The sequence below is a fragment of the Bordetella genomosp. 5 genome, assembly GCF_002261315.1.
GTDB lineage: Bacteria > Pseudomonadota > Gammaproteobacteria > Burkholderiales > Burkholderiaceae_B > Bordetella.
On record NZ_NEVP01000001.1, the window covers coordinates 907,458 to 929,534 of the forward strand.

General features: G+C 68.7%; 20 protein-coding genes and 1 tRNA gene. 15 read left to right on the forward strand and 6 right to left on the reverse strand.

Annotated features, from left to right (window positions below):
- Positions 1–5: 5 nt before the first annotated feature.
- From dnaQ to CAL25_RS04230, 7 genes are all read left to right on the forward strand, one after another.
- Positions 6–743 (forward strand): DNA polymerase III subunit epsilon, encoded by a 738-nt coding sequence (gene dnaQ / locus CAL25_RS04200; RefSeq protein WP_094798652.1) that lies wholly within the window; start codon positions 6–8, stop codon positions 741–743.
- A gap of 184 nt (positions 744–927) precedes the next feature.
- Positions 928–1,002 (forward strand) — tRNA-Val (locus CAL25_RS04205).
- Between the two features lie 711 nt (positions 1,003–1,713).
- The gene (locus CAL25_RS04210) at positions 1,714–2,724 is read left to right on the forward strand and encodes an HlyD family secretion protein (protein ID WP_249278934.1); all 1,011 of its coding nucleotides are present in this window, start codon (positions 1,714–1,716) and stop codon (positions 2,722–2,724) included.
- A 3-nt stretch (positions 2,725–2,727) separates the two neighbouring features.
- Positions 2,728–5,475: a ribosome-associated ATPase/putative transporter RbbA gene (gene rbbA / locus CAL25_RS04215; protein ID WP_094798653.1), complete on the forward strand. Its 2,748-nt coding sequence runs from the start codon at positions 2,728–2,730 to the stop codon at positions 5,473–5,475.
- A 1-nt stretch (position 5,476) separates the two neighbouring features.
- Positions 5,477–6,604 carry an ABC transporter permease gene (locus CAL25_RS04220; RefSeq protein ID WP_094798654.1) on the forward strand — a complete coding sequence of 376 codons (1,128 nt, stop codon included), beginning with the start codon at positions 5,477–5,479 and terminating at the stop codon, positions 6,602–6,604.
- Positions 6,605–6,609: 5 nt separating this feature from the next.
- The gene (locus CAL25_RS04225) at positions 6,610–8,106 is read left to right on the forward strand and encodes an efflux transporter outer membrane subunit (protein ID WP_094798753.1); all 1,497 of its coding nucleotides are present in this window, start codon (positions 6,610–6,612) and stop codon (positions 8,104–8,106) included.
- Between the two features lie 4 nt (positions 8,107–8,110).
- Positions 8,111–8,287: a hypothetical protein gene (locus CAL25_RS04230; protein ID WP_094798655.1), complete on the forward strand. Its 177-nt coding sequence runs from the start codon at positions 8,111–8,113 to the stop codon at positions 8,285–8,287.
- A gap of 35 nt (positions 8,288–8,322) precedes the next feature.
- On the opposite strand, the gene CAL25_RS04235 is transcribed toward CAL25_RS04230, so the two are convergent.
- Positions 8,323–8,832: a GNAT family N-acetyltransferase gene (locus tag CAL25_RS04235; protein WP_094798656.1), complete on the reverse strand. Its 510-nt coding sequence runs from the start codon at positions 8,830–8,832 to the stop codon at positions 8,323–8,325.
- Positions 8,833–8,984: 152 nt separating this feature from the next.
- Here CAL25_RS04235 and CAL25_RS04240 point away from each other — a divergent pair, with 152 nt between their 5' ends.
- Both CAL25_RS04240 and CAL25_RS04245 read left to right on the forward strand, forming a co-directional pair.
- Positions 8,985–10,034 (forward strand): glycosyltransferase family 2 protein, encoded by a 1,050-nt coding sequence (locus tag CAL25_RS04240; protein ID WP_094798657.1) that lies wholly within the window; start codon positions 8,985–8,987, stop codon positions 10,032–10,034.
- Positions 10,031–11,629, forward strand: coding sequence for an ArnT family glycosyltransferase (locus CAL25_RS04245; protein WP_094798658.1), 1,599 nt, complete (start codon positions 10,031–10,033; stop codon positions 11,627–11,629). The genes CAL25_RS04240 and CAL25_RS04245 overlap by 4 nt, the downstream gene beginning before the upstream one ends.
- Here CAL25_RS04245 and CAL25_RS04250 read toward each other — a convergent pair.
- A complete protein-coding gene (locus tag CAL25_RS04250) occupies positions 11,577–11,972 on the reverse strand; it encodes a GtrA family protein (protein WP_170948373.1) in 396 nt (131 codons plus the stop codon). The genes CAL25_RS04245 and CAL25_RS04250 overlap by 53 nt on opposite strands.
- 9 nt (positions 11,973–11,981) lie before the next feature.
- On the opposite strand from CAL25_RS04250, the gene CAL25_RS04255 reads away from it, so the two are divergent.
- Together CAL25_RS04255 and CAL25_RS04260 are read left to right on the forward strand one after the other, a co-directional pair.
- Positions 11,982–12,896 (forward strand): ChbG/HpnK family deacetylase, encoded by a 915-nt coding sequence (locus tag CAL25_RS04255; RefSeq protein ID WP_170948374.1) that lies wholly within the window; start codon positions 11,982–11,984, stop codon positions 12,894–12,896.
- Positions 12,893–13,375 (forward strand): multidrug/biocide efflux PACE transporter, encoded by a 483-nt coding sequence (locus CAL25_RS04260; RefSeq protein ID WP_094798661.1) that lies wholly within the window; start codon positions 12,893–12,895, stop codon positions 13,373–13,375. The genes CAL25_RS04255 and CAL25_RS04260 overlap by 4 nt, the downstream gene beginning before the upstream one ends.
- Before the next feature lie 6 nt (positions 13,376–13,381).
- On the opposite strand, the gene CAL25_RS04265 is transcribed toward CAL25_RS04260, so the two are convergent.
- The 3 genes from CAL25_RS04265 to CAL25_RS04275 form a co-directional block, all read right to left on the reverse strand.
- On the reverse strand, positions 13,382–14,287 hold the full coding sequence (locus CAL25_RS04265) for an alpha/beta hydrolase (protein WP_094798662.1): 906 nt from the start codon (positions 14,285–14,287) through the stop codon (positions 13,382–13,384).
- A 151-nt stretch (positions 14,288–14,438) separates the two neighbouring features.
- Positions 14,439–15,068 carry a LysE family translocator gene (locus tag CAL25_RS04270; protein WP_170948375.1) on the reverse strand — a complete coding sequence of 210 codons (630 nt, stop codon included), beginning with the start codon at positions 15,066–15,068 and terminating at the stop codon, positions 14,439–14,441.
- A gap of 7 nt (positions 15,069–15,075) precedes the next feature.
- Entirely contained in the window at positions 15,076–15,987 is a 912-nt protein-coding gene (locus CAL25_RS04275) for a DMT family transporter (RefSeq protein ID WP_094798663.1), read from the reverse strand.
- 184 nt (positions 15,988–16,171) lie between these two features.
- On the opposite strand from CAL25_RS04275, the gene CAL25_RS04280 reads away from it, so the two are divergent.
- The 4 genes from CAL25_RS04280 to fusA all read left to right on the forward strand — a co-directional run bounded on the left by CAL25_RS04280 (position 16,172) and on the right by fusA (position 20,929).
- Positions 16,172–17,602, forward strand: a complete 1,431-nt coding sequence (locus CAL25_RS04280; RefSeq protein WP_094798755.1) for a PLP-dependent aminotransferase family protein — start codon at positions 16,172–16,174, stop codon at positions 17,600–17,602.
- A gap of 51 nt (positions 17,603–17,653) precedes the next feature.
- Positions 17,654–17,998, forward strand: coding sequence for a TIGR01244 family sulfur transferase (locus CAL25_RS04285; protein WP_094798664.1), 345 nt, complete (start codon positions 17,654–17,656; stop codon positions 17,996–17,998).
- Between the two features lie 91 nt (positions 17,999–18,089).
- Entirely contained in the window at positions 18,090–18,554 is a 465-nt protein-coding gene (locus CAL25_RS04290; RefSeq protein WP_094798665.1) for a universal stress protein, read from the forward strand.
- Between the two features lie 263 nt (positions 18,555–18,817).
- Positions 18,818–20,929, forward strand: coding sequence for an elongation factor G (gene fusA / locus CAL25_RS04295; protein ID WP_094798666.1), 2,112 nt, complete (start codon positions 18,818–18,820; stop codon positions 20,927–20,929).
- 11 nt (positions 20,930–20,940) lie between these two features.
- On the opposite strand, the gene CAL25_RS04300 is transcribed toward fusA, so the two are convergent.
- Positions 20,941–21,921 (reverse strand): DMT family transporter, encoded by a 981-nt coding sequence (locus CAL25_RS04300; protein WP_249278935.1) that lies wholly within the window; start codon positions 21,919–21,921, stop codon positions 20,941–20,943.
- Between the last annotated feature and the right edge of the window lie 156 nt (positions 21,922–22,077).

Genomic DNA, 22,077 nt, shown 5'->3' on the forward strand with positions numbered 1-22,077 from the left:
TCGTCATGCGCCAGATCATTTTCGACACTGAAACCACCGGACTGGACCCCGCCCAGGGTCACCGCATCATCGAGATCGGTTGCGTCGAGATCGTCAATCGCACGACGACCGGCAACACGCTGCATCTCTACCTCAATCCGGATCGCGACAGCGACCCCGAGGCGCTCGCGGTGCACGGCCTGACCACCGAGTTCCTGGCCGACAAGCCGCGCTTCGCCGAAGTGGTCGATCAGTTCCTGGCCTTCATCGACGGCGCCGAGCTGATCGCGCACAACGCCTCGTTCGACGTGAAGTTCTTCAATGCCGAGCTCGATCGGGTCGGCCGCGGACCGCTGAGCGCCCATTGCGGCACGATCACCGATTCGCTGCTGCACGCCCGTTCGCTGTTCCCGGGCAAGCGCAACTCGCTCGATGCCCTGTGCGACCGCTTCGGCATTTCGAACGCCCACCGCACGCTGCACGGCGCCTTGCTCGACTCGCAGCTGCTGGGCGAGGTGTGGCTCGCCATGACGCGCGGCCAGGATGCGCTGCTGATTGATGTCGAAGAAGACGCCGGCGGCCTGTCCACCGGCCAGGCGCTGGGCCGCTTCGACGCGTCCGGGCTGCCGGTGATCGTCGCCACCGCCGAAGAGCTGGCCGAACACGAAAGCTATCTGCTGGCCCTCGACAAATCGGTGGGCGGGGCGTGCAACTGGCGCAAGCTCGAGCCGCTGCCCGAGGCGCAGCAGAGCCAGGCGGCCTGAGATCGGCCGGAGATCGCGGGCCGGGTGGCAAGCCGTCCCGATCCTGAGCTGGCGCGGCTGGCGAGGTGCGGCCGGCTAGGTGCGGCCGGCGAGCTGCGGCCACCTCCGATAGAAATTTCAGACCGTCGCACCGCTTGCCCTTGCACACCGCCAAAAATTCGTGCTATAGTCTTGCTTCTTTACCGGGTGGTTAGCTCAGTGGTAGAGCACTGCCTTCACACGGCAGGGGTCACAAGTTCGAAACTTGTACCACCCACCAGATTCCGTTTGTGCTCCCGGTAGCGCAAACCGTAAAAAGCCCCAAGCCTGCGCTTGGGGCTTTTTGCTTTCCGGCTTCCGCTTTCCGGCTTCCGCTTTCCGGCTTCCGCTTTCCGGCTGCCACTTTTCGCCTTCCACTTTTCGCCTTCCACCTTTCGCCTTCCACTTTCCGGCTGCCACTTTCCGGCTGCCACTCTCCGGCTGCCATTTTCCGGCTGTCACTCAGGCGCCGCCGGGACCGGCGCGCCGCACAGCGCCGCGACCCGTCATGGGCCTCGCGCCCGCCGCCGCCAGCACCGCGCGCGCCCGTCCACCTGTTGCATGGTGCTTCCACGCCGCCCGGCCCGCGCCCGAGTGCCGGCCCGGGGACGCGGGCGCCGGCGCTTGGCAAAACCACGTCACATCCTGCCAGCAAGTCGTAGCCCTTGGTTGCGGGCTTCTCGTGTATGGTCGTTCTGGCCCCGGATTCGGCCGGTTTTTGCCCGAGATGGGCGCCTGGTTTCCGTCTCGTTCGCCGTCGCCTCGGCGTGCCCGGGCCGCGCACCGCAAGACCTTGACCCTGCGCAACGCGCTGGCTGCCCCACGGGCGGCGGGATGTGCTCGCGCAGATAAGATGAATCAACCGGCCCCTGGCGCCCCGCGCCGGACGCGGCCTGCCCGGGAGCGGAATCGCGCGAGGCGCCAGGGGAAGGCGCCCGTCGCGTACGGGGTCGTGCTCTCGCACGTGGAGATCGAAGTGAAGAAGTCGCTGGTAGGGGGAGGGGCCGTCATCCTGGTGGCGGCGGCCGTGGCACTGGCGTTCTGGGTCAATCGGGATCGGGGTGACGACCTTCCTTCGTGGATTGCCGGGGCCAATGGACGCCTCGAGGCGACCCGCATCGACATCGCCACGAAGTACGCCGGCCGGCTCGAGGCCCTGGATGCGCGCGAAGGCGACGTCGTCGCCGCCGGCGACGTGATCGGCCGCATGGACAGCACCGAAGTGCGCACGCAGCTGGCCGCGGCCCAGGCCGCGCGGGCCCGTGCCGAGTCGGCGGTGGCCCGGGCCGCCGCGGAAACGGAAGCACGCGGTGTACGCGCCAGTCTGGCCCAGATCGAACTCAAACATACCCAGGGCCTGCGCGGCGACGATCTCGTGTCGCCCGTCGAGCTCTCGCGCCGGCGCCTGCAGGCGCAAGGCGAGGCGGCGGCGGTGAGCGCCGCCGAGGCCGCCACCGGCGAGGCGCGCGCCGCGCAGGCAGAGGCCCAGGCCCAGATCGCGCGTGTCGAATCCGTGCTGGCCGACATGACGCTGCGCGCGCCGGTCGCGGGTCGGGTCGAATATCGCATCGTCGAGACCGGCGCCGTGCTGCCCGCGGGCGGCCGCGTGCTCACCCTGCTCGATACCTCCGATGTATCGATGACCGTCTTCCTGCCTTCCCGGGTCTCGGGCCGGCTGAAGCTGGGGCAGGAAGCCCGCATCGTGATGGATGGCATGGACGATGTGGTGTTCCCGGCCACCGTCACCTTCGTCGCCGGCGAGGCGCAGTTCACGCCCAAATACGTCGAGACGCGCAGCGAGCGCGACAAGCTGATGTATCGCGTGAAGCTGCGGATTCCCGAGGACGTGGCGCGCAGACACGCGCCGTTGCTCAAGGCGGGCATGACCGGCAACGGCTACGTCAATGTGGATCACGAAGGCGACTGGCCGCGCCGGCTCGAAGCGCGCCTGCCGCGGGAGTAAGGGATGCGCGCCGACGGCACGGCCGCCATCAAGATCGCGGGGGTATCGCACCGCTACGGCAAGACCGTCGCGCTCGACGACGTCTCGCTGACGCTGCCCGCCGGACGCACGATCGGCCTGATCGGCCCCGATGGCGTGGGCAAGTCCACGCTCCTGTCGCTCATCGCGGGCGTGAAGCGTTTGCAGACCGGCCGCGTCGAGGTGCTCGGCGGCGATGTGGCGCGGCGCACGTTCCGGCGCGACCTGTCCGCGCGGCTGGCCTTCATGCCACAGGGCTTGGGCCGCAATCTCTATCCCACGCTCTCCGTACAGGAAAACGTCGACTTCTTTGCCCGGCTCTATGGCCTGTCGCAGCAGCAGCGCGACGCGCGCATCGAGCGGCTGTTCCGCGCCACGGGCCTCGCGCCGTTCACGGACCGTCCCGCCGGAAAGCTCTCGGGCGGCATGAAGCAAAAGCTCAGCCTCTGCTGCGCGCTGGTGCACAACCCCGAGCTGCTGGTGCTGGACGAACCCACCACCGGCGTGGATCCGCTATCGCGCCGGCAGTTCTGGGCACTGGTCGACGCGCTGCGCGCCGAAATGCCCGGCATGACCGTCGTCGTGGCAACGGCCTACATGGAAGAAGCGCAGCGCTTCGATCACCTCGTTGCGCTCGACGCGGGCCGCGTGCTGGTGAGCGATGCCACCCACGAGGTGATGACACGGGCCGGCACCGGCACGCTGGAAGAGGCCTATATCGCGCTGCTGCCGTCCGGTCGTCGGGGGGAGGGGGGCGAACTCGTGATTCCGCCCCGGCCGGCGGCGGACGGACCGCCCGCCATCGAGGCGCACGACCTCACCCGGCGCTTCGGCGATTTCGTGGCCGTGGACAGCGTGAGCTTTCGCATCGAGCGCGGCGAGATCTTCGGCTTCCTCGGCTCGAACGGTTGCGGCAAGACCACGACCATGAAGATGCTCACGGGGCTGCTGGACGCATCGTCGGGCACGGCCGAACTGCTGGGGCACCCGATCGACGCGAGCGACATGGCGACCCGCATGCGGGTGGGCTATATGTCCCAATCGTTTTCGCTCTACGAAGAACTCACCGTTCGCAAGAACCTGGATCTGCACGCGCGGCTCTATCGCATGGAGGGCAGGCGCGCGCGCGAGGCCGTGGCCGATGCGCTCACGCGCTTCGAGCTGGCCGACGTGGCCGATGCGCGGCCCGCGAGCCTCTCGCTGGGCATGCGCCAACGCCTGCAGCTCGCGGCGGCCTGCCTGCACGCGCCCGAAGTGCTGATTCTCGACGAGCCCACCTCGGGCGTGGACCCCGCGGCGCGCGATATGTTCTGGCGCCACCTGGTCCGGCTCTCGCGTGAGCAGCGCGTGACCATCTTCGTGTCCACGCACTTCATGAACGAAGCGCAGCGCTGCGACCGGATCTCGTTCATGCATCGCGGCCGCGTGCTCGCGGTCGGGACGCCGGACGAGCTGCGGCAGCATCAACGCAGCGATACGCTCGAGGATGCCTTCATCAGCTACCTCGAGCAGGAAGATCCCGAACAAAAGACCAATACCGCCACGCCGCGCGACGCCGGCGAACTGGCGCAGCAGGACGTCGACATCGCGGCGCGCGGCGCGCGCGCCTGGTTGCGTCGCACCTGGGCCTTCGCGCTGCGCGAGGCCATCGAGCTGCTGCGCGATCGGATGCGGCTCGCTTTCGCCATCTTCGGCCCGGTGGTCTTGCTGTGCATCGCGGCGTGGAGCGTGTCGTTCGATGTCGAGAACATCCGCTATGCCGCGCTCGACCGCGACCAGACACGCGAAAGCCGGGATCTGCTGGCGCATTTTTCAGGCTCGCGCTATTTCCGCGAGCAGCCCGCCGTGCACAGCACGGCCGACATGGAACAGCGCCTGCGCGGGGCCGAGGCCAAGCTGGTGATCGATATCCCGCCCGGCTACGGCCGCGATCTGCTGGCCGGCAGGCAGCCCGAGGTCGGGTTCTATATCGACGGGGCGCAGCCCTTCACCGCGGAGAACATTCGCGGCTACGTCACCGGCATCATGCTGGCCTATGCGCGCGACCGCGTGGCCGAAGACCCGCGCGCGAACGCGGGGCTGCAGATACCGGCACAGGTGGCGCAGCGCTTCACCTTCAATCAGGAGTTCCGCAGCATCTACGCCGTCACGCCGGGCATGCTGATGCTGGCGATGATCCTGATCCCCACGATGCTGACGGCATTGGGCGTCGTGCGCGAGAAGGAGATGGGCTCCATCACCAACCTGTACGCGTCGCCGGCCAGCGTGGGACAGTATCTGCTCGGCAAGCAGCTGCCCTATGTGGCGCTGGCGATGCTGAGCTACCTGACGCTGGTGTTCCTGAGCATCGTATTGCTCGGCGTGCCGTTGCGCGGCTCCTTTCTCAGCCTGTCGTTCGGCGCCTTGCTGTTCGTGCTGGCGGCCACCGCGCTGGGCCTGCTGATGTCCACGTTCGTGCGCTCGCAGGTCGCGGCCATTTTCGGCACGGCCATTCTGTGCCTGATTCCTTCGGTGAACTTCTCGGGCCTGCTGTACCCGGTGTCCACCTTGGCCGGCAGCAGCTACTGGGTGGGCGTGGGGTTTCCGTCGTCGTGGTTCCAGCTGATCAGTCTGGGCGCATTCACCAAGGGGCTGGACTGGCGCAGCTTCGGCCCGATGTATGCCGCGCTCGCCGCCTTCGCCCTGGTGTACCTCGGCATCGCGCGCCTGCTGCTGCGCAAGCAGGAGGCCTGAGATGGGGCGCTGGCTGCTCAATGTGATCCGGCTTTGCGGCAAGGAGCTCTACAGCCTGGGCCGCGACGTGACGCTGCTGGTGCTGATCGCCTACGCCTTCTCGGCCGCCATCTACTCGGTGGCCGAAGGGGTCAAGGCCGAGGTCTCCAACGCCTCGGTCGCGATTCTCGACAGCGATCATTCCGAGCTGTCGCTGCGGCTGCGCGATGCGATCCAGCCGCCCTATTTCAAGACGCCGGAGGACATCGAGCGCGCGGACATCGACGCCGCGCTCGAACGCGGCCGCTATATCTTCGTGATCGAGTTTCCGCCCAATTTCGAGCGGGACGTGCTGGCCGGCCGCGCGCCGACCGTTCAGGTCCTGATCGACGCCACCGCGATGACGCAGGCGGGCCTGGGTGCGGTCTACCTCGACGAAATCTTCGCGCGCGAGGTGCTGGACTTCCTGCGGGTGCGGGGCCTGTCGGCGCAGCTGCCGGTGGTGCCGGTGAGCCGCACGCTGTTCAATCCCAACGGCCAATCGGCCTGGTTCACGTCGGTCATGCAGATCGTGACCAACGTGACGGTGCTGGCCATCATTCTGGTGGGGGCGGCCGTGATCCGCGAGCGCGAGCATGGCACGATCGAGCATCTGCTCGTGATGCCGGTGCGTGCCAGCGAGATCGCCATGGCCAAGATCCTGGCCAACGGCGCGGTGATCCTGCTGGCCGGCATGCTGTCGCTGCGCTGGGTGGTGCATCTGGGCCTCGACATCCCGCTGGCCGGGTCGCCCTGGCTGTTCATGGCCGGCCTGGCCCTGTATCTGTTTGCCGTGACGGCGCTGGGCATGTTGCTCGCGACGATGGCGCCCACCATGCCGCAGTTCGGCCTGCTGTCGGTGCCGGTCTATGTCGTGGCCTACCTGCTGTCCGGCGCGGCCACGCCCGTTGAAAGCATGCCGGCCCTGATGCAGCAGATCGTGCCCATCCTGCCCACCACGCAGTTCGTCCAGATGGCCCAGGCCATTCTTTATCGCGGCGCCGGCTTCGACGTCGTCTGGCCGCAGTTTGCCGCCATTGCCGTGTGTGGCGCGCTGTTCCTCGCGCTGGCGCTGGGGCGCTTTCGCTCCATGCTGGCCCGCCAAGGTTGACGCTGATGACTGACTTTCCGCTTGCCGATTCCCGTTCCCGCTGCTGGCGCCGCCTGCCCTCGATACTGGCCCTCGCCGGGGCACTGTCGGCCTGCGCCACCATCGAGGTCGACGTGCCCGCGGCGCGCACGGCGCCTGCCGCCTTCGACCAAATGCCCACCGGGCAGACGGACGCGGCGCAACTGGACCAATGGTGGCTGACGTGGCGCGATCCCGTGCTGACGCGGCTGATCGAGGAAGGTCTGGCCGAGAACGCCGACATCCGCATCGCGCAGGCCCGGGTGCGGGAGGCGCGCGGCATGGCCGGGGTGGTCGACTCGGCGCTGTATCCGACCCTGGCGGCGAGCGGCATGGCACAACGCGGCAAGGTCGAGGTCCGTGATCCCGCGCCGCTGCCGCAGGACACCAGCATGGTCAAATCCTATCTGGGCGGCTTCACGGCCAGCTGGGAGGTCGATGTGTTCGGCGGGCGCCGCAGCGATTCCGCGGCCGCCCAGGCGGCGGCCCAGGCGCGGCAGCAGGCCCTGTACGGGGCGCGCATGACCGTGGCCGGCGACATCGCCCGCAACTATCACGAGGCCCGCGGTCTGGCGCGGCGGCTGGCCGTGCTCGACCGCAGCGTCGCGGCCACCGAGCGCCTGCAGCGTTACGCGCGGGGCCGCTACGACGCCGGCCAGGCCACGCGCTACGAGCTCGACCGCGCCGTGGCGCAGGCCGACGCGTTGCGCGCGCAACGACCCCTGCTCACGAGCGAATACGACATCCGGTTGCGCCGCCTCGCGGTGCTGACGGGTCAGCCGCCGCAGGCGCGCGCGCCGTTGCCGCCCGAGCCGGCGGGCGCCGCACTGCCCACGCCGCCCGCCGGCATGGTGCCCTCCGACGTGCTGGCGCGCCGCCCGGATGTGCGGGGGCAGGCCGATATGGTCAATGTGTACGCCGCGCGGCTGGGCAGCGCCAAGGCCGATCTGTTGCCGCGCTTCTTCCTCAATTTCATGCTGCAGGACGGTCGGGTCGATTTCAGCAGCACCGGCGCCCTGCAGGGCACCGCCGGCCTGCTCGGCGTGGGCGTGAGCCTGCCGATCTTTACGGCCGGGCGGATCCGGTCCAATATCGCAGCATCCGACGCGCGCCTGCAGGAAGCGCTGGCGCGCTACGATCGCAGCATTCTCGACGCGCTCGAAGACGTCGATAATGCCTACGGCATGCGTCATGGGCTGGACCAGCGGGAGCAGCTGCTCCTCACCGCCAGCGAGTCGGCCGCGCACAATGCCCGTCAGGCGGGGCGTCTGTACGATGCCGGCCGCCAGACGCTGCAGGATGTGCTCGATGCGCAGCTCGATGCGCTCAGGCGCGAAGACGAACTGGCCCAGGTGCGCATGGCGCGGGCCAATGTGACGGTACGGTTGTTCCAGGCGTTGGGAGGCGGCTGGACGGCCGATGCCGCTGATGCGGCGCCGGCTCGGGCACGGGACGCGGCGGCGCCGGTTACTACGGGAGAATAACGAGATGCATCCGAACACCAATACCATGCTGATCATCGTGTGCGTTGCCGTCGCCATGATGCTGGCGGGCTTCGGCCTGCGCGACCGCAACCTCGGTCTGCTGCTCATGGGAATCGGCCTGATCGTCGCCGTGGGCACGGTGGCCTACAAGGCGTACATCACCTTCAGCTCGTTCTACTGAATCCCCGGCTCGCGTCCGCGAGCCCGCGCAGCGCCTCAGTCGAGCGCGCGCGACATATACACCGCGCCATCGCCATACTGCGCCAGCTTCGCGCGCAGCGCGCTCGACTGCGCTTCGGGCGCGTACCCCCGGCGCTGCCAGTACGTCACGGCGGGGGCCAGCGAGACCAGCGCCGCGCGGCGCAGTCCCGCCCGGCGCGCGCCGTGCGCGCTGTCATCCAGCAGGGCGGCCGCCACGCCCAGGCCCTGGGCGGCGGGGGCGACGGCGCAATCATGGACGAACCACGTGGTGGCGGGCGAGGGCAGGGCGTCGAGCGGCTGATTGAGCGCCGCCGGCAGACCCGCATCCCAGGGATACGCGATCAGATAGCCGAGCAGCGCGCCGCCCCGTTCGGCCACGCGGCATGTGTGCGGGGCGAGCGCCAGCCGGTTGGCGAAGAAGCTCGCCTCTTCGAGCAGGTCGGTCGGGTAGACGGCGGCCTGAACGTCCAGGATGGCGTGGATATCGCCGGCCTGCATGGCACGGACAAGGTAGGGGGCGGGCATTCGAGGTAAGGCTTGCGGCGGACCCCCGATTTTAGCTGGCCGTCAGCTGGCGCGCGGGAAAGGCGGGATTGCGGGTGGCGGGCGCGGTTTGATGAAAATTCAACGGGGCGCCTTTCATACTTCGCCACACTTCCTCACCTGGCATGCCCATCATGCAGCACGACCCGCAAATTGCCCCCCCGATTTCCCTGGCCCGCGCCCCGCGCCTGGCCGCCGTCGAACGCACGCATCCCGCCGGCCCGCGTCTGGACGCCCGGCTCAGCGTGGTCGTGCCGTGCCTGAATGAATGCGCCAACCTGCGCGTGCTGCTGCCGGCCTTGCGCGCGCGCCTCGATGGTCTGTCGCAGGAGTGGGAAGTCATCGTGGTCGATGACGGCAGCACCGACGACACGCCGTTGCTCATGCAGGAATGGGTTCAGGTCGACGGCTATCGTTATCTGCAACTCTCGCGCAACTTCGGCAAGGAAGCCGCGCTGAGCGCCGGCCTCGAGGCCGCGGATGGAGACGCCGTGATCTGCCTCGACGCCGACATGCAGCATCCCGTCGCGCTGGTCGACGAGATGTTGCGGCGCTGGCGCGCGGGCGCCGATATGGTCTACGCGGTGCGCAAGAATCGCGAAGACGAGGGCTGGTTCAAGCGGGTCGGGACGCGGCTGTTCTACCGCATGCTCAGTGGCGCCGGGCATCCCGAGGTGCCCGCGGGCGCGGGGGATTTCCGCCTGATGGATCGCCGGGTGGTCGAGGCGCTGGTTGCCCTGCCGGAGCGCACCCGCTTCATGAAGGGCCTGTACGCCTGGGTCGGTTTCCGATCCGAAGCCTTGCCGTACACGCCCGCGCCGCGCGCGCACGGCACGAGCCATTACCGTCCGCTGCGCCTGATCGGTCTCGCGTTCGACGGGCTCACGGCATTCACCACCTGGCCGTTGCGGGCGGTGAGCATGGTGGGCCTCGCCTTCGCCGCGCTGGCGCTCGCCTACGCCGCCTGGCTGGTTCTGGACTATGTGCACAGCGGCAACGCCGTCTCGGGCTGGACCACCATCGTCACCGCCCTGTTCTTCTTTGCCGGGGTCAACCTGATCTCGCTGGGCGTGGTCGGTGAGTACGTGTCCCGCATCTTCGACGAGGTGAAGGGGCGGCCCCTGTATGTCACGCGGCAGCGCCGCGGCCGCGCCAAGCGCGCCAGCCGGATGTCCGCGCGATGAGCACGCTCGCCTTGCATGCCGCGCGCGCCCGGCCACGCGAACTGCCGGGCTGGGCGGTGCTGGGCCTGGCCTGGCTCTGGCTGGTTCTGCTGAGCGGTGCGCGCCTGCTCACGCTGCCGGACGAAGGGCGTTATGTCGGCGTGGCGTGGGAAATGCTGCGCAGCCATTCGTGGCTGGTGCCGCGCCTGGACGGCATGCCGTACTTTCACAAGCCGCCGCTGTTCTACTGGCTCACGCAGGGCAGCCTGGCCATGTTCGGGCTGCACGAATGGGCCGCGCGGCTGCCGTCCCTCATCGCCGCGTGGGGTTTGAGCGCGGGCGTATATGGTTTCGTGCGCAACTATCGGGGCAGGCGCGACGCGGCCACCGCCGTGCTCGTGCTGGTGAGCCTGCCGCTGTTCTACGGCGGCGCTCAGTTCGCCAACCTGGACATGCTGGTGGCGAGCCTGATCGGCCTGACGGTGCTGGCCGGCGCGCATGCCGTGCTGCGCGCGGCGCAGGGCGCGGATTCGAGGCGGGGCGCGTTGGCGGCGGCGGGATTCGCCGCGCTCGCGGTATTGGCCAAGGGCCTGATCGGCTTGGTGCTGCCGGGCATGATCCTGGCGCTGTGGCTGCTGCTGCGGCGCGATGTGCGCGGCCTGCGCGCACTGCTCTGGTGGCCCGCGGTCGGGCTGTTCCTGGCAGTGGCGTTGCCGTGGTTCGTGGTCATGCAGCTGCGCTACCCCGACTTCTTTCACTACTTTTTCATCTATCAGCAGTTCGAGCGCTTTGCCGCAGCGGGTTTCAACAACGTTCAACCGGTGTGGTTCTACCTGCCGGTGCTGGCCGGCCTGGCGCTGCCGTGGTCGCTGTGGGCGGGCGGCATGTTGCGCCGTGCCTTCTGGCGCGAGACCGACGGCCTGCGCCTGCGCGCGCTCTACCTCGCGTGGCTGGGCGTGGTGCTGGTGTTCTTCTCCATTCCGCAGTCCAAGCTGGTGGGCTATGTGCTGCCCGCGCTGGCGCCCCTCGCGCTGCTGCTGACGGAGGTGATACAGGCCGCGGGCGGATCCGCCGTGCCGCGGGTGCGGCGCCTCGTTCTGGCCTCGGCGCTGGGCGCCGCCGCGATCTGCGCGATCGCGGTGGGCGTGGCCGCGTCCAATCCCCGGGACAGTCTCGCCGACATGGCGCGCGAGGTGCGCGCCCAGGCCAGCCCGGGCGACACGCATGTGGTGTTGCACAGCTTCCCATTCGATCTGGGCTTTTACACCGGCGCGACGCAGCCGCCCTGGGTCGTCGAAGACTGGACGAGCCCCGAGATCGTGCGGCGCGACAACTGGCGCAAGGAGCTGTACGACGCGGCGCGCTTCGAGCCCGAGGCCGGCGAGCGCACGCTGATCGATGCCGCGGCGCTCACGCGCCGCCTGTGCGCCGCGCCGGCGGGCCAGCGATTCTGGCTCTGGGGCCGCGATACCGACCAGACCGCCTATCCGGTGCTGCAAGGCCTGGCACCCGCCGCGGTGCAGGAGCGGCGCCAGGTCTGGCGCATCGATACGGGGCCGGCGTTCAGCGCGGCGGTGTGTGGGCAAACGCCCACAGGCGGCTCGCCACGAACGTGAGGAAAGCCAGCACGATCAGGATCAGGGCCAGCAGCAGGTCGTAGCGCAACGGGGTGGCATGCAGCAGCCAGGCATATGACAGTTCGTTGACGACGAAGCCCGTGGCTGAAATGAGAAAGAAACGACGCGCTGCTATGGTCCAGCCGCGGGCCTGGTGGCGGAAAGTGAGACGGTAATGCCCGGTGAACGACACCACGAACGCGATCAGCCAGCCGATGAAATTGGCGAGCAGGGGCGGGGCGCCCGCGCCTTCGACGCAAGCCACGGCGATGAGCCAGTGGGTGGCGGCGGCGGCACAGCCCACGAACACGAACCAACCAATCTGGCGCAGCAAGACACGCATGGTGATGTGATGGATATCCAGTCGGACACGGAATTCTACGGACGGCGCGTCGCCGTCTGCGGCGATGATTTTGGCATGGATGCCGCGATCGATGACGCATTGTTTGCGCTGATCGATCAGCGCCGCATGAGCGCCGTCAGTTGCCTGACGCAGGGCCGCTCGTTCGCCGCCAGCGCGGGCGCGCTGGCGCATCGCGATGCCGACATCGGCCTGCATCTGAACCTGACCGAATCGTTGAACGGTGAGCCCATGCCCGCCTTGTCCGCGCTGATCGTGCAGACCTGGCGCGGCCGTCTCGACGCACGCTGGATCGAAGACCAGATCACGCGCCAGCTCGACGCTTTCGAGGATCGCTTCGGGCGCGGGCCGGATCATGTCGATGGCCATCAGCACGTGCACCAGTTGCCGGGCGTGCTGCAACCGCTGCTCGTGCAGCTGCGTCAGCGCTACGGCGCGCGCCGGCCCTGGCTGCGCAATACCGCGCCCGGCCTGCTCGCGGGACTGCCGTTCGCGGCGGGCCTGAAGGCGCGCTTCATCGCTCGCCTGGGCGCACGCGAGCTGCGTGCCGCCGCGCAGGCCGAGGGCTGGCGCACCAACCGGCATTTTCTGGGCGTGTACGACTTCGGCGCCGGCGCGCGCGGCTACGCGGCGCTGGTGCACCAGTGGCTCTTCAATGCGACCGACGGCGACCTGCTGATGTGTCATCCCGCGCTGCCGGGTCTGCGGCACACGGCGCATGCGGCCCAGCGTGCGGCGGAATTCCAGGTGCTGGGCGACGCCGCGCTCGGCGAATGGATGGCGGCCAACGGGATCTCGGTCGAGCGCTATTCCAGGATGGGTGCGCTGCGGCCGGTGGCGGAATCGGTTACCGTTGCGGCTGTCGCGCCCGCCGGTCGGTTCCGGCACCTCGTCAGCCGTACATGATTCACCCCTCCGAACCGTCTATCCCTTCCGCCAGCCCGCCTGTCCGCAAATCCCTCAAAGAGCGCTTTCTGCACGCGTTTTTCTTCGAGGTGATCGCCATCGGCCTGAGTGCGCCCGTGGCCGCGTGGGCCATGGACAAGCCGGTCTTCGACATGGGCGTGCTCACCGCCGTGATCGCGCTGATCGCGCTCTTCTGGAACATGCTTTACAACGCCGGCTTCGAGCGGATCGAACGCCGCTTCGGCCTCGCGCGCACGCTCGCCGTGCGGGTGCTGCACGCGTGCGGCTTCGAAGTGGGGCTGGTGCTGATCGTGGTGCCGCTCGCGGCGTGGTGGCTCGCCATCGGCTGGTGGGCCGCCTTCATGCTGGACCTGGGCTTTCTGATGTTCTATCTGCCCTACGCCTTCTTCTACAACCTCGCGTACGACAAGCTGCGTGCGCGCTGGTGGGGCCGCGCCCCGGCCTTGCAGCAGGCCTGAGTCCGCTCAGCCCCGGCCCGCGGCGCTGGCCGCCGGGGCCGCGCGCCACGCGCGGCTGGCGTCTTCCACGAAACCCCGCACCGCATCCTCATACTGCGCGCCGCTGCGCACCGCGCCCGAATGCGACACGCCGTCGATCTTCACCAGCCTGCGCAGGCCCGGTTCGACCATGACGGCGGCGGCATAGAGCTCGTCGCTCATGGTGTGCGGGACGACGCGGTCGGCCGTGCCATGCACCAGGAGCAGCGGCGTGGTCAGCGTGGCGAGTTTGCCGAGCGAATCGAACGGCTGCGTGACCAGCAGGCTCGCGCCCGGGATGCCGCCGTACTTCATGGTGGCCATCATGGCGGCCACGCTGGTAAAGCTCGATTCCACGATCAGACCCGCGAAATCGGGCAGATCGGGGCGGTGCGCCAGATCGATGGCGATGGCGCCGCCCAGGCTGTGGCCGTAGACGAACCGCCGTGCGGGATCGGGCTGGCGCCGCGCCAGCTCGCGCAGGGCCACGGCTGAATCCTGAAACGCCGATTCTTCGGAAGGCAGGCGGGGGCTCGAATCGCCGAAGCCGCGATAGTCGATGGCCAGCACCGAGTAGCCCATGCGCGTCCAGCCTTCCATGCGGAAGGCGCTGCCGTTCAGATTCCAGCGTGCGCCGTGCAGGTACAGCACCGTGGGCGCGTCGGGCAGCGGACTCTGCCAGTACCAGGCGCGAATCGCTTCGCCGTCGGCCACGGGCAGGTCGAAGACCTCCGTGCCGCTCGGTGGCTCGCGCCACCAGCGTTGCTGGTCATGCTCGGGGGCGAAGATCGCGCTGCGCTGCCAGGCGTCGAGCTCGGAGCAGCCCACCACGCCGGCGGCGATCATCAGGCCGGCGCCGGCGAGGCGACGGGTGGTTCGGTTAAAAAATGCCATGCTGCGTCAGACCGGATCGGGGTGTGTTGGGTTCCCCAAGGCTAACCCAGTCATCCGGCCGGTCGGAATGCCGCTTTTGGGGGGCAGAACGCCGCGGATGACATCGCTCTGGCGCCGGCGCGGCGCCTGGCCGCCGCCCGGACCGGCGCGCTCACGCGCCGAGCAGTTCGTGCGCCACGGGATACAGCGACGCGACCAGCAGCAGCGCCATCACCCAGTTGAAGGCGCGCACGGCGCCGGGCCGGTGCAGCAGGCGGCGCAGCGCCACGCCGAAGACGACCCACACCCCGATGCTCGGCAGGTTGACGATCCCGCACACCACGGCCGCGATCATCAGGTTCGTGAAGAAGCCCTGTTGCGGCGTGTAGGTCGCGATCACGCCGATCGCCATCACCCAGGCCTTGGGGTTGATCCATTGAAACAGCGCCGCCTGCATGAACGTGAACGGCTTGCCGCGCTGAGCCCCGTCTTCCATCGGGCCCGAGCGCGCGATCCGCCAGGCCAGATACAGCAGGTAGGCCGCGCCGCCGTACTTGAGCGCGGTGTAGAGCCATGGCGCGCGCGTGAACAGGGCACCCAGGCCCAGCCCCACCACCACCATGAGCAGGACGAAGCCCAGCGACACGCCGAGCATGTGCGGAATGCTGCGGCGAAAGCCGAAGGTCAGCCCGGACGAGGCCAGCATGACGTTGTTGGGCCCCGGGGTGATCGAGGCCACCAGCGCGAAGGCGGCAAGCGGGCCCAGCAGCGGGAGCGAAAGCATCGGGATCGAATCGAACATGATGACCTCAGCGACGCGCCACCAGAGCCCGGCGGCCACCCGCGATCACGGCGATGACCGCCACCGCGAACACGAAGGTCTCCGCGGGCACGGCCTCGCCGAAAAACAGGGCGGCGGCGAGCACGGTCAGGAACGGCTGCAGCAGCTGCACCTGGCCGACGCGGGCGATGCCGCCGATGGCCAGGCCGCGATACCAAGCGAAAAAGCCCAGGAACATCGAGCCCAGCGCCAGGTAGGCGAAGGCGCCCAGCGTGGCCGCGCCGGGAACAGGCGTGTGCGCGGCCATCCACAAGACCGGGCCGGCGAGCACCGGCGCGCTGACCGCCAGCGCCCAGCAGATCGTGCGCCAGCCGCCGAGCGTGCGCGCGGCGCGGGCGCCTTCGGCGTAGCCCATGCCGCCCAGCACCACGGCCAGCAACAGCCAGCCGTCACCCAGCTGGAACGCACCGCCGCCCTGGCGCAGGGCGTACACCACCACCAGCGCCGCGCCGAGCAGTGCCCACACCCAAAATCCGCGCGACGGCCGCTCGCCGCTGCGCCAGGCGGCGAACGCCGCGGTCGACAGCGGCAGCAGTCCGTTGAACACGGCGCCGTGCGAGGACGAGACGCTGGTCATGGCCAGCGTCGATGCCAGCGGCCAGCCGACCACGATGCCGGCCGCGGCCAATATCACGCCCGACCACTCGGCGCCGCGTGGCGCGCGGCTGCGGGTGAGCACCAGCAGCAAGACGGCGGGGAGGGCGGCGGCCAGCGCCCGGCCCAGTCCGACCAGCAGCGGCGACATCTCCGTGACGGCCACGCGCGTCATGGGCAGGGTGAGCGAAAAGACGAGCACCCCGAGAAGGCCATAGGCATAGCCCTCCCAACGGGGCGGGTCGGCGGGGGAGATCGTGGACGAGGCGTAGGTAGCGGATCGCATGAAAGCACCGGAGAAAGTCGGGCGGCCCTTGCCAGCCTCGACACTGCCTGTCACTCTACGCACAGTTGGCGGTACAGTACCGATACACTTCATCGGTTCACTTTAAGACTGGCCCGGTCCGTTTACCAATACAGTTGTCATGCTCAGCCCATCCGAAACCCTGTCCCCGCAAGCCTGGCAGCCCGTGCGCGAGGCCGACCAGACCCTCGTCGCGCAACTCGCCGACGATCTGGCGCGCCGCATCGACGAGCAGGGGCTGCGCCCCGGCACGCGGCTCCCGTCGATCCGCCGCATGGCGGAGCAGGCGCAGGTCAGCCGCTTCACCGTGGTCGAGGCCTACGACCGGCTCGTGGCGCGCGGTCTGGTGCAGTCCCGCCGCGGCGCAGGCTTTTTCGTCAGGGCGCGGGGCGGCCAGCTGACGGCCGCCCCTGCGCCTGCCGCCGCCGACATGGCGCCGCCGGCCCGGGTCGACGTCATCTGGCTGTTGCGCAACATGTTCCGCGACAGCGCGCCGGGGGCGCCGGGCGGCGCGGGCCTTCTGCCTTCCGAATGGCTGGATCCGGAGCTGGTGGCGGGCGCCATCCGCGCGGTCGGGCGTTCGGCACGCGGCAATCTGCTGTCGTACGGCCGGCCGCAGGGCTACGCGCCGCTGCGCCAGCAGTTGGCCGCAATGCTGCAAGGCGAGGGGGTGCCGGCGCATCCCGAACACAATCTTCTGACCGTCAACGGCGTGACGCACGGCCTGGATCTGATCGCGCGTCATCTGGTGCGCCCGGGCGACACCGTGCTGGTCGAAGACCCGGCCTGGTTCGTGATCTTCGGCCGGCTGTCGGCGTTCGGCGCGCGCGTGATCGGCGTGCCGCGCGGCCCCGATGGCCCCGATCTGGCGCTGCTCGACCGCATGGCTGCCGAACACAAGCCGCGGCTCTTCATCATCAACGCCGCCGTCCACAACCCCACCGGCCATACGTTGTCGGCCGGTGCCGCCTACGACATTCTGAGGCTGGCCGAGCGGCACGATTTCATGGTCGTCGAAGACGACACCTATGCCGAGCTGCATCCGGGCGGCGCCATGAAACTCGCGGCACTAGACCGGCTGCGCCGCGTGATCCTGGTGGGCGGATTTTCCAAGACGCTGGCGGCGAGCCTGCGCGTGGGTTATGTGGCCGCGCACGCCGACATCCTCGAGCAACTCACGCATCTCAAGATGCTGGCCGGGCTCACCTCGCCGGAGCTGGGCGAACGCGTGGTGCATCGCGTCTTGGTCGAAGGCCAGTACCGGCGTCATGTCGAGCGGGTGCGGGCGCGGGTGGACGATGCGCGGCGGCGCTGCAGCCGGGCGCTGGCCGATCTCGGCATGACCGTGCCGTTCGAGGCGCAGGCCGGCATGTTCGTGTGGGCCGATTGCGGCCGGGACTCGGAGGCGGTCGCGCGTGCGGCGGCCGATCGCGGCATGCTGCTCGCGCCGGGCACGCTGTTTTCGCCGAGTCAGGCGCCCTCGACCATGCTGCGGTTCTCGGTCCCGATGATCGAGAATCCCAAGTCGTTCGAGATGCTGGCCGAGCTGATGCGCGGCGATGGCGGGACGGGGGTGTCGGCACGCGGCACGAACTGAATATACTTCGAGGGTTGCGCGCCACTCCGGCGCCCGCTCGAAGGAAAAGCCATGTCCGCTCCCATCCGACCCCTCACCGAAAATTTCGCCGTCGCGCCGCAGCTCGGTCCTGACGATATGGCCGATGTGGCCGCGGCCGGCTACAAGAGCGTCATCATCAACCGTCCGGATTTCGAAGGCGGTCCCGATCAGCCCACCGCCGCCGACGTCACGCGCGCCGCGCAGGCCGCCGGCCTGCAGATCGAGTATCAACCCGTGATCGGCAGCGCCATGACCGCCGCCGACGTGGCCCGCTTCGCCGAGTTGCTCAAGACGCTGCCGGGTCCCGTCCTGGCGTACTGCCGCACCGGCACGCGTTGCACCAACCTGTTCGTCGCCGCGCAACAGCAGGGTTGATACCCATCAACACACCTACCTTGGTACAGGTTGCCGGGCCCGCTTTTTCCGGTAGCATGTAACTTCCAACAAGACAGGAGCTGGCAGCATCATGTTCAAGAAGATCCTGATTCCGACCGACGGTTCCCCGCTCTCCGCGCAGGCCGCCAATGCAGGCATCACGTTCGCGCGCTCCGTAGGCGCCGAGGTGGTGGCGCTGTATGTCACCCAACCCTTCGCCGCCACGATCGGCTTCGACGGCATGGCCGCCGCCTACGCCATCACCGACGAAGACTACGAGAAGGCCTCTTCCGAGCAGGCCGACAAATATCTCAAGCAGATCGTCGATCGCGCCGCCACCGCGGGCGTGAATTGCGAATCGCGCGCCGTCTCCAATTTCAACGTCGCCGATGGCATCGTCCAGGCCGCCTCCGAGGCAGGCTGCGACCTCGTCTTCATCGGCAGCCACGGTCGCAGCGGCCTGTCGCGTCTGCTGCTGGGCAGCGTCACGGCCAAGGTGCTGTCGCTGGCCACCACGGCCGTGCTGGTCTACCGCGTCAAGGAAGACAAGAAGTAAGTCCCGGTCCTGCCGGAACCGCGCCGGGTCATGCCGCGCGCAGGTCGCCTTGCAGCCCCCGCCGCGCTCACGCGCCGCGGGGGTTTGTTTTTTCGTGGCCATCCCCATCTGGAGAGTCTGCGCTGCAAGACCACCGTCTAAACCAAGGTTTTATGGCGCCCGTCAGGGCTCCGTACTATGCTTGATCAGCAGGCGCAACGGCGGTAGCGGCGGCCAAAAGCCGACGTCACCTCCCTCAATGCCACGACAACCCAGAGGCCACCATGACTCGCAGGACGCCCATCGAGCTCTATCGCAACATCGGTATCAGTGCCCACATCGATGCGGGCAAGACGACCACCACCGAACGCATCCTCTTCTACACCGGCATCACCCACAAGCTGGGTGAGGTGCACGAAGGCGCGGCCACGATGGACTGGATGGAGCAGGAGCAGGAACGCGGCATCACCATCACGTCGGCCGCGACCACGGCGTTCTGGCGCGGCATGGCCGGCAACTATCCCGAACACCGCATCAACATCATCGACACCCCGGGCCACGTCGACTTCACGATCGAAGTCGAACGCTCGATGCGCGTGCTCGACGGCGCCGTCATGGTCTACGACTCGGTCGGCGGCGTGCAGCCGCAATCCGAAACCGTCTGGCGCCAGGCCAATAAATACGGCGTGCCGCGCATTGCGTTCGTCAACAAGATGGACCGCATCGGCGCCGACTTCCTGCGCGTGCAGCGCCAGATCGTCGAGCGCCTCAAGGGCGACGCCGTGCCGGTGCAACTGCCCGTGGGCGCCGAAGACCACTTCGAAGGCGTGATCGACCTCATCAAGATGAAAGCCATCATCTGGGACGAGGCCAGCCAGGGCACGCGCTTCGAGTACCGCGACATTCCGGCCGAGCTGCTGCCGCAGGCGGAGCAATGGCGCGAAAAAATGGTCGAGAAGGCCGCCGAGGCCAACGAAACGCTGCTCGAAAAATACCTGTCGGGCGAGGCACTCACCGAAGACGAGATCAAGGCCGGCCTGCGCGCGCGCACGGTCGCCAACGAGATCGTTCCGATGCTGTGCGGCAGTGCCTTCAAGAACAAGGGCGTGCAGGCCATGCTCGATGCCGTGATCGATTTTCTGCCGTCGCCGATCGACGTGCCCGCCATCAAGGGGCACGACGACCACGACAAGGAGATCGAGCGTCACCCGGCCGACAACGAGCCGTTCTCCGCGCTCGCCTTCAAGATCATGACCGACCCGTTCGTGGGTCAGCTCGTCTTCTTCCGCGTGTATTCGGGCGTGGTGAAGTCCGGCGACTCCGTGCTCAATCCGCTCAAGGGCAAGAAAGAGCGGCTGGGCCGCATCCTGCAGATGCACGCCAATGAGCGGCGCGAGATCAGCGAGGTCTACGCGGGCGATATCGCCGCGGCCGTGGGCCTCAAGGACATCACGACCGGCGATACGCTCTCCGATCCGCAGAAGCTCATCATCCTCGAACGCATGACCTTCCCCGAGCCCGTGATCTCGCAGGCCGTCGAGCCCAAGACCAAGGTCGACCAGGAGAAGATGAGCACCGCGCTCAATCGTCTCGCGCAAGAGGATCCGTCGTTCCGCGTCCGCACCGACGAAGAATCCGGCCAGACCATCATCTCGGGCATGGGCGAGCTCCACCTCGAGATTCTGGTCGACCGCATGAAGCGCGAGTTCGGCGTCGAGGCCACGGTCGGCAAACCGCAGGTGGCTTACCGCGAGACCATCCGCAAGAAGGTCGACGACGTCGAAGGCAAGTTCGTCAAGCAGTCGGGCGGCCGGGGCCAGTACGGTCACGTCGTGCTCACGCTCGAGCCCAACGAAGCGGGCGCCGGCTATCAGTTCGTCGACTCGATCAAGGGCGGCGTGGTGCCGCGCGAGTTCATTCCGGCCGTCGACAAAGGCATCCAGGAAACGCTCAACTCCGGCGTGCTGGCGGGCTATCCGGTGGTCGACGTGAAGGCCACGCTCACCTTCGGCTCGTATCACGACGTCGACTCCAACGAAAACGCCTTCCGCATGGCGGGCTCGATGGCGTTCAAGGAGGGGATGCGTCGCGCCAGCCCGGTGCTGCTCGAGCCCATGATGAAGGTCGAGGTCGAAACGCCCGAAGACTTCACCGGCAACGTGATGGGCGATCTGTCGTCGCGCCGGGGCATCGTGCAGGGCATGGACGACATCGCGGGGGGCGGCGGCAAGCTCGTGCGCGCCGAGGTGCCGTTGGCCGAAATGTTCGGCTACTCCACCTCGTTGCGCTCGCTCACGCAGGGCCGGGCGACCTACTCGATGGAGTTCAAGCACTACGCCGAGGCACCGCGTCAGGTGGCCGAGCAGGTGATGGCGGCGCGCGGCACCAAGAGCTGAGCTGACGCCTCTCAGGCAGCCGCGGCTGCCTCGACCTGGCCGCGTGGGCGCTTGCGCCCCGCGGCCAGTTTCACGCCGGCCAGGATCAAACCGAAGCCGAGCGCGTGATAGCCCTGCAATTGCTCGCCCAGCACGGGCCAGGCCAGCATGGCCGCGTAGGCCGGCACCAGAAACATCGACAGACCGGCGGTGGCCGGGCCGGCGCGTCGCACCAGTTTGCCGTACACCACATACGCGCCCAGGCTGGGCACCAGGGCCAGGAACAGCAGCGTGCCATACAGGCGGGGATCGCCGAAAGGCACCCCCGCGCCCGTGCCCACGACCGCCTCCACCAATGCAAACGGCGCGAGCGCCACGACGCCGCCGGCCATCATCGCGGCCAGCCGCAGGCTGTCGGGCATGGCGGGCACGCGCGCGCGCTTGAGCAGCACCGTGTAGCAGGCCCAGCCCGTGGCGGCGAACAGCACCCAGAGGTCGCCGGCGCCGAAGGCCAGCGCTTGCAGCACGGCGGCGTCGCCGCGCGTCAGGACGGCCAGCACGCCGCCCAGGGCCAGCAACAGGCCCGCCGCCCGCGAGGGCGCGAGCGGCTGGCGCCACAGCAGCGTTTCGAGCAGCACCACCAGCAGCGGGCTGCACGAGAAGATCAGGGCGATGTTGGTGGCGCTGGTCGACTGCGCGCCGATGTATTGCGGCGCGACCGCCACGCCCATGCCCAGCAGGGCCAGCGGCAGCAGCGCGGGCCATGCCTCGCGCAACAGATGGCCATGACGCCGCAGTGCCGGCCAGACGAACGGCGCCAGCAACAGCAACGCGGTGAGCCAGCGCCCGCAGGCCAGAAACACCGGCGGCAGGCCGATATCGTGGGCCCAGCGTGCGGCCACCATGTTCGAGGCGAACAGGGCCGGGGCGGAGACGAGCATCAGCAGGGTGACCAGCGGCGCGCCGGCGCGACTGCCGGGCGAAGAAGACGGATGGGATGCAGCGTGGGACATGAAACAGCCGCGCGGATCACGCGCGTCGAATGCCGGAAACGCCGGCGCCACGGGCTCGCGGGGTGGTGCGGGCAGGGGGCCGGGCAGTGCGGACCGGATACGGGCCGCATCAGGACAGTTTACGGACCGTGCCCCGAAATGTGCTTCCGATTTGTC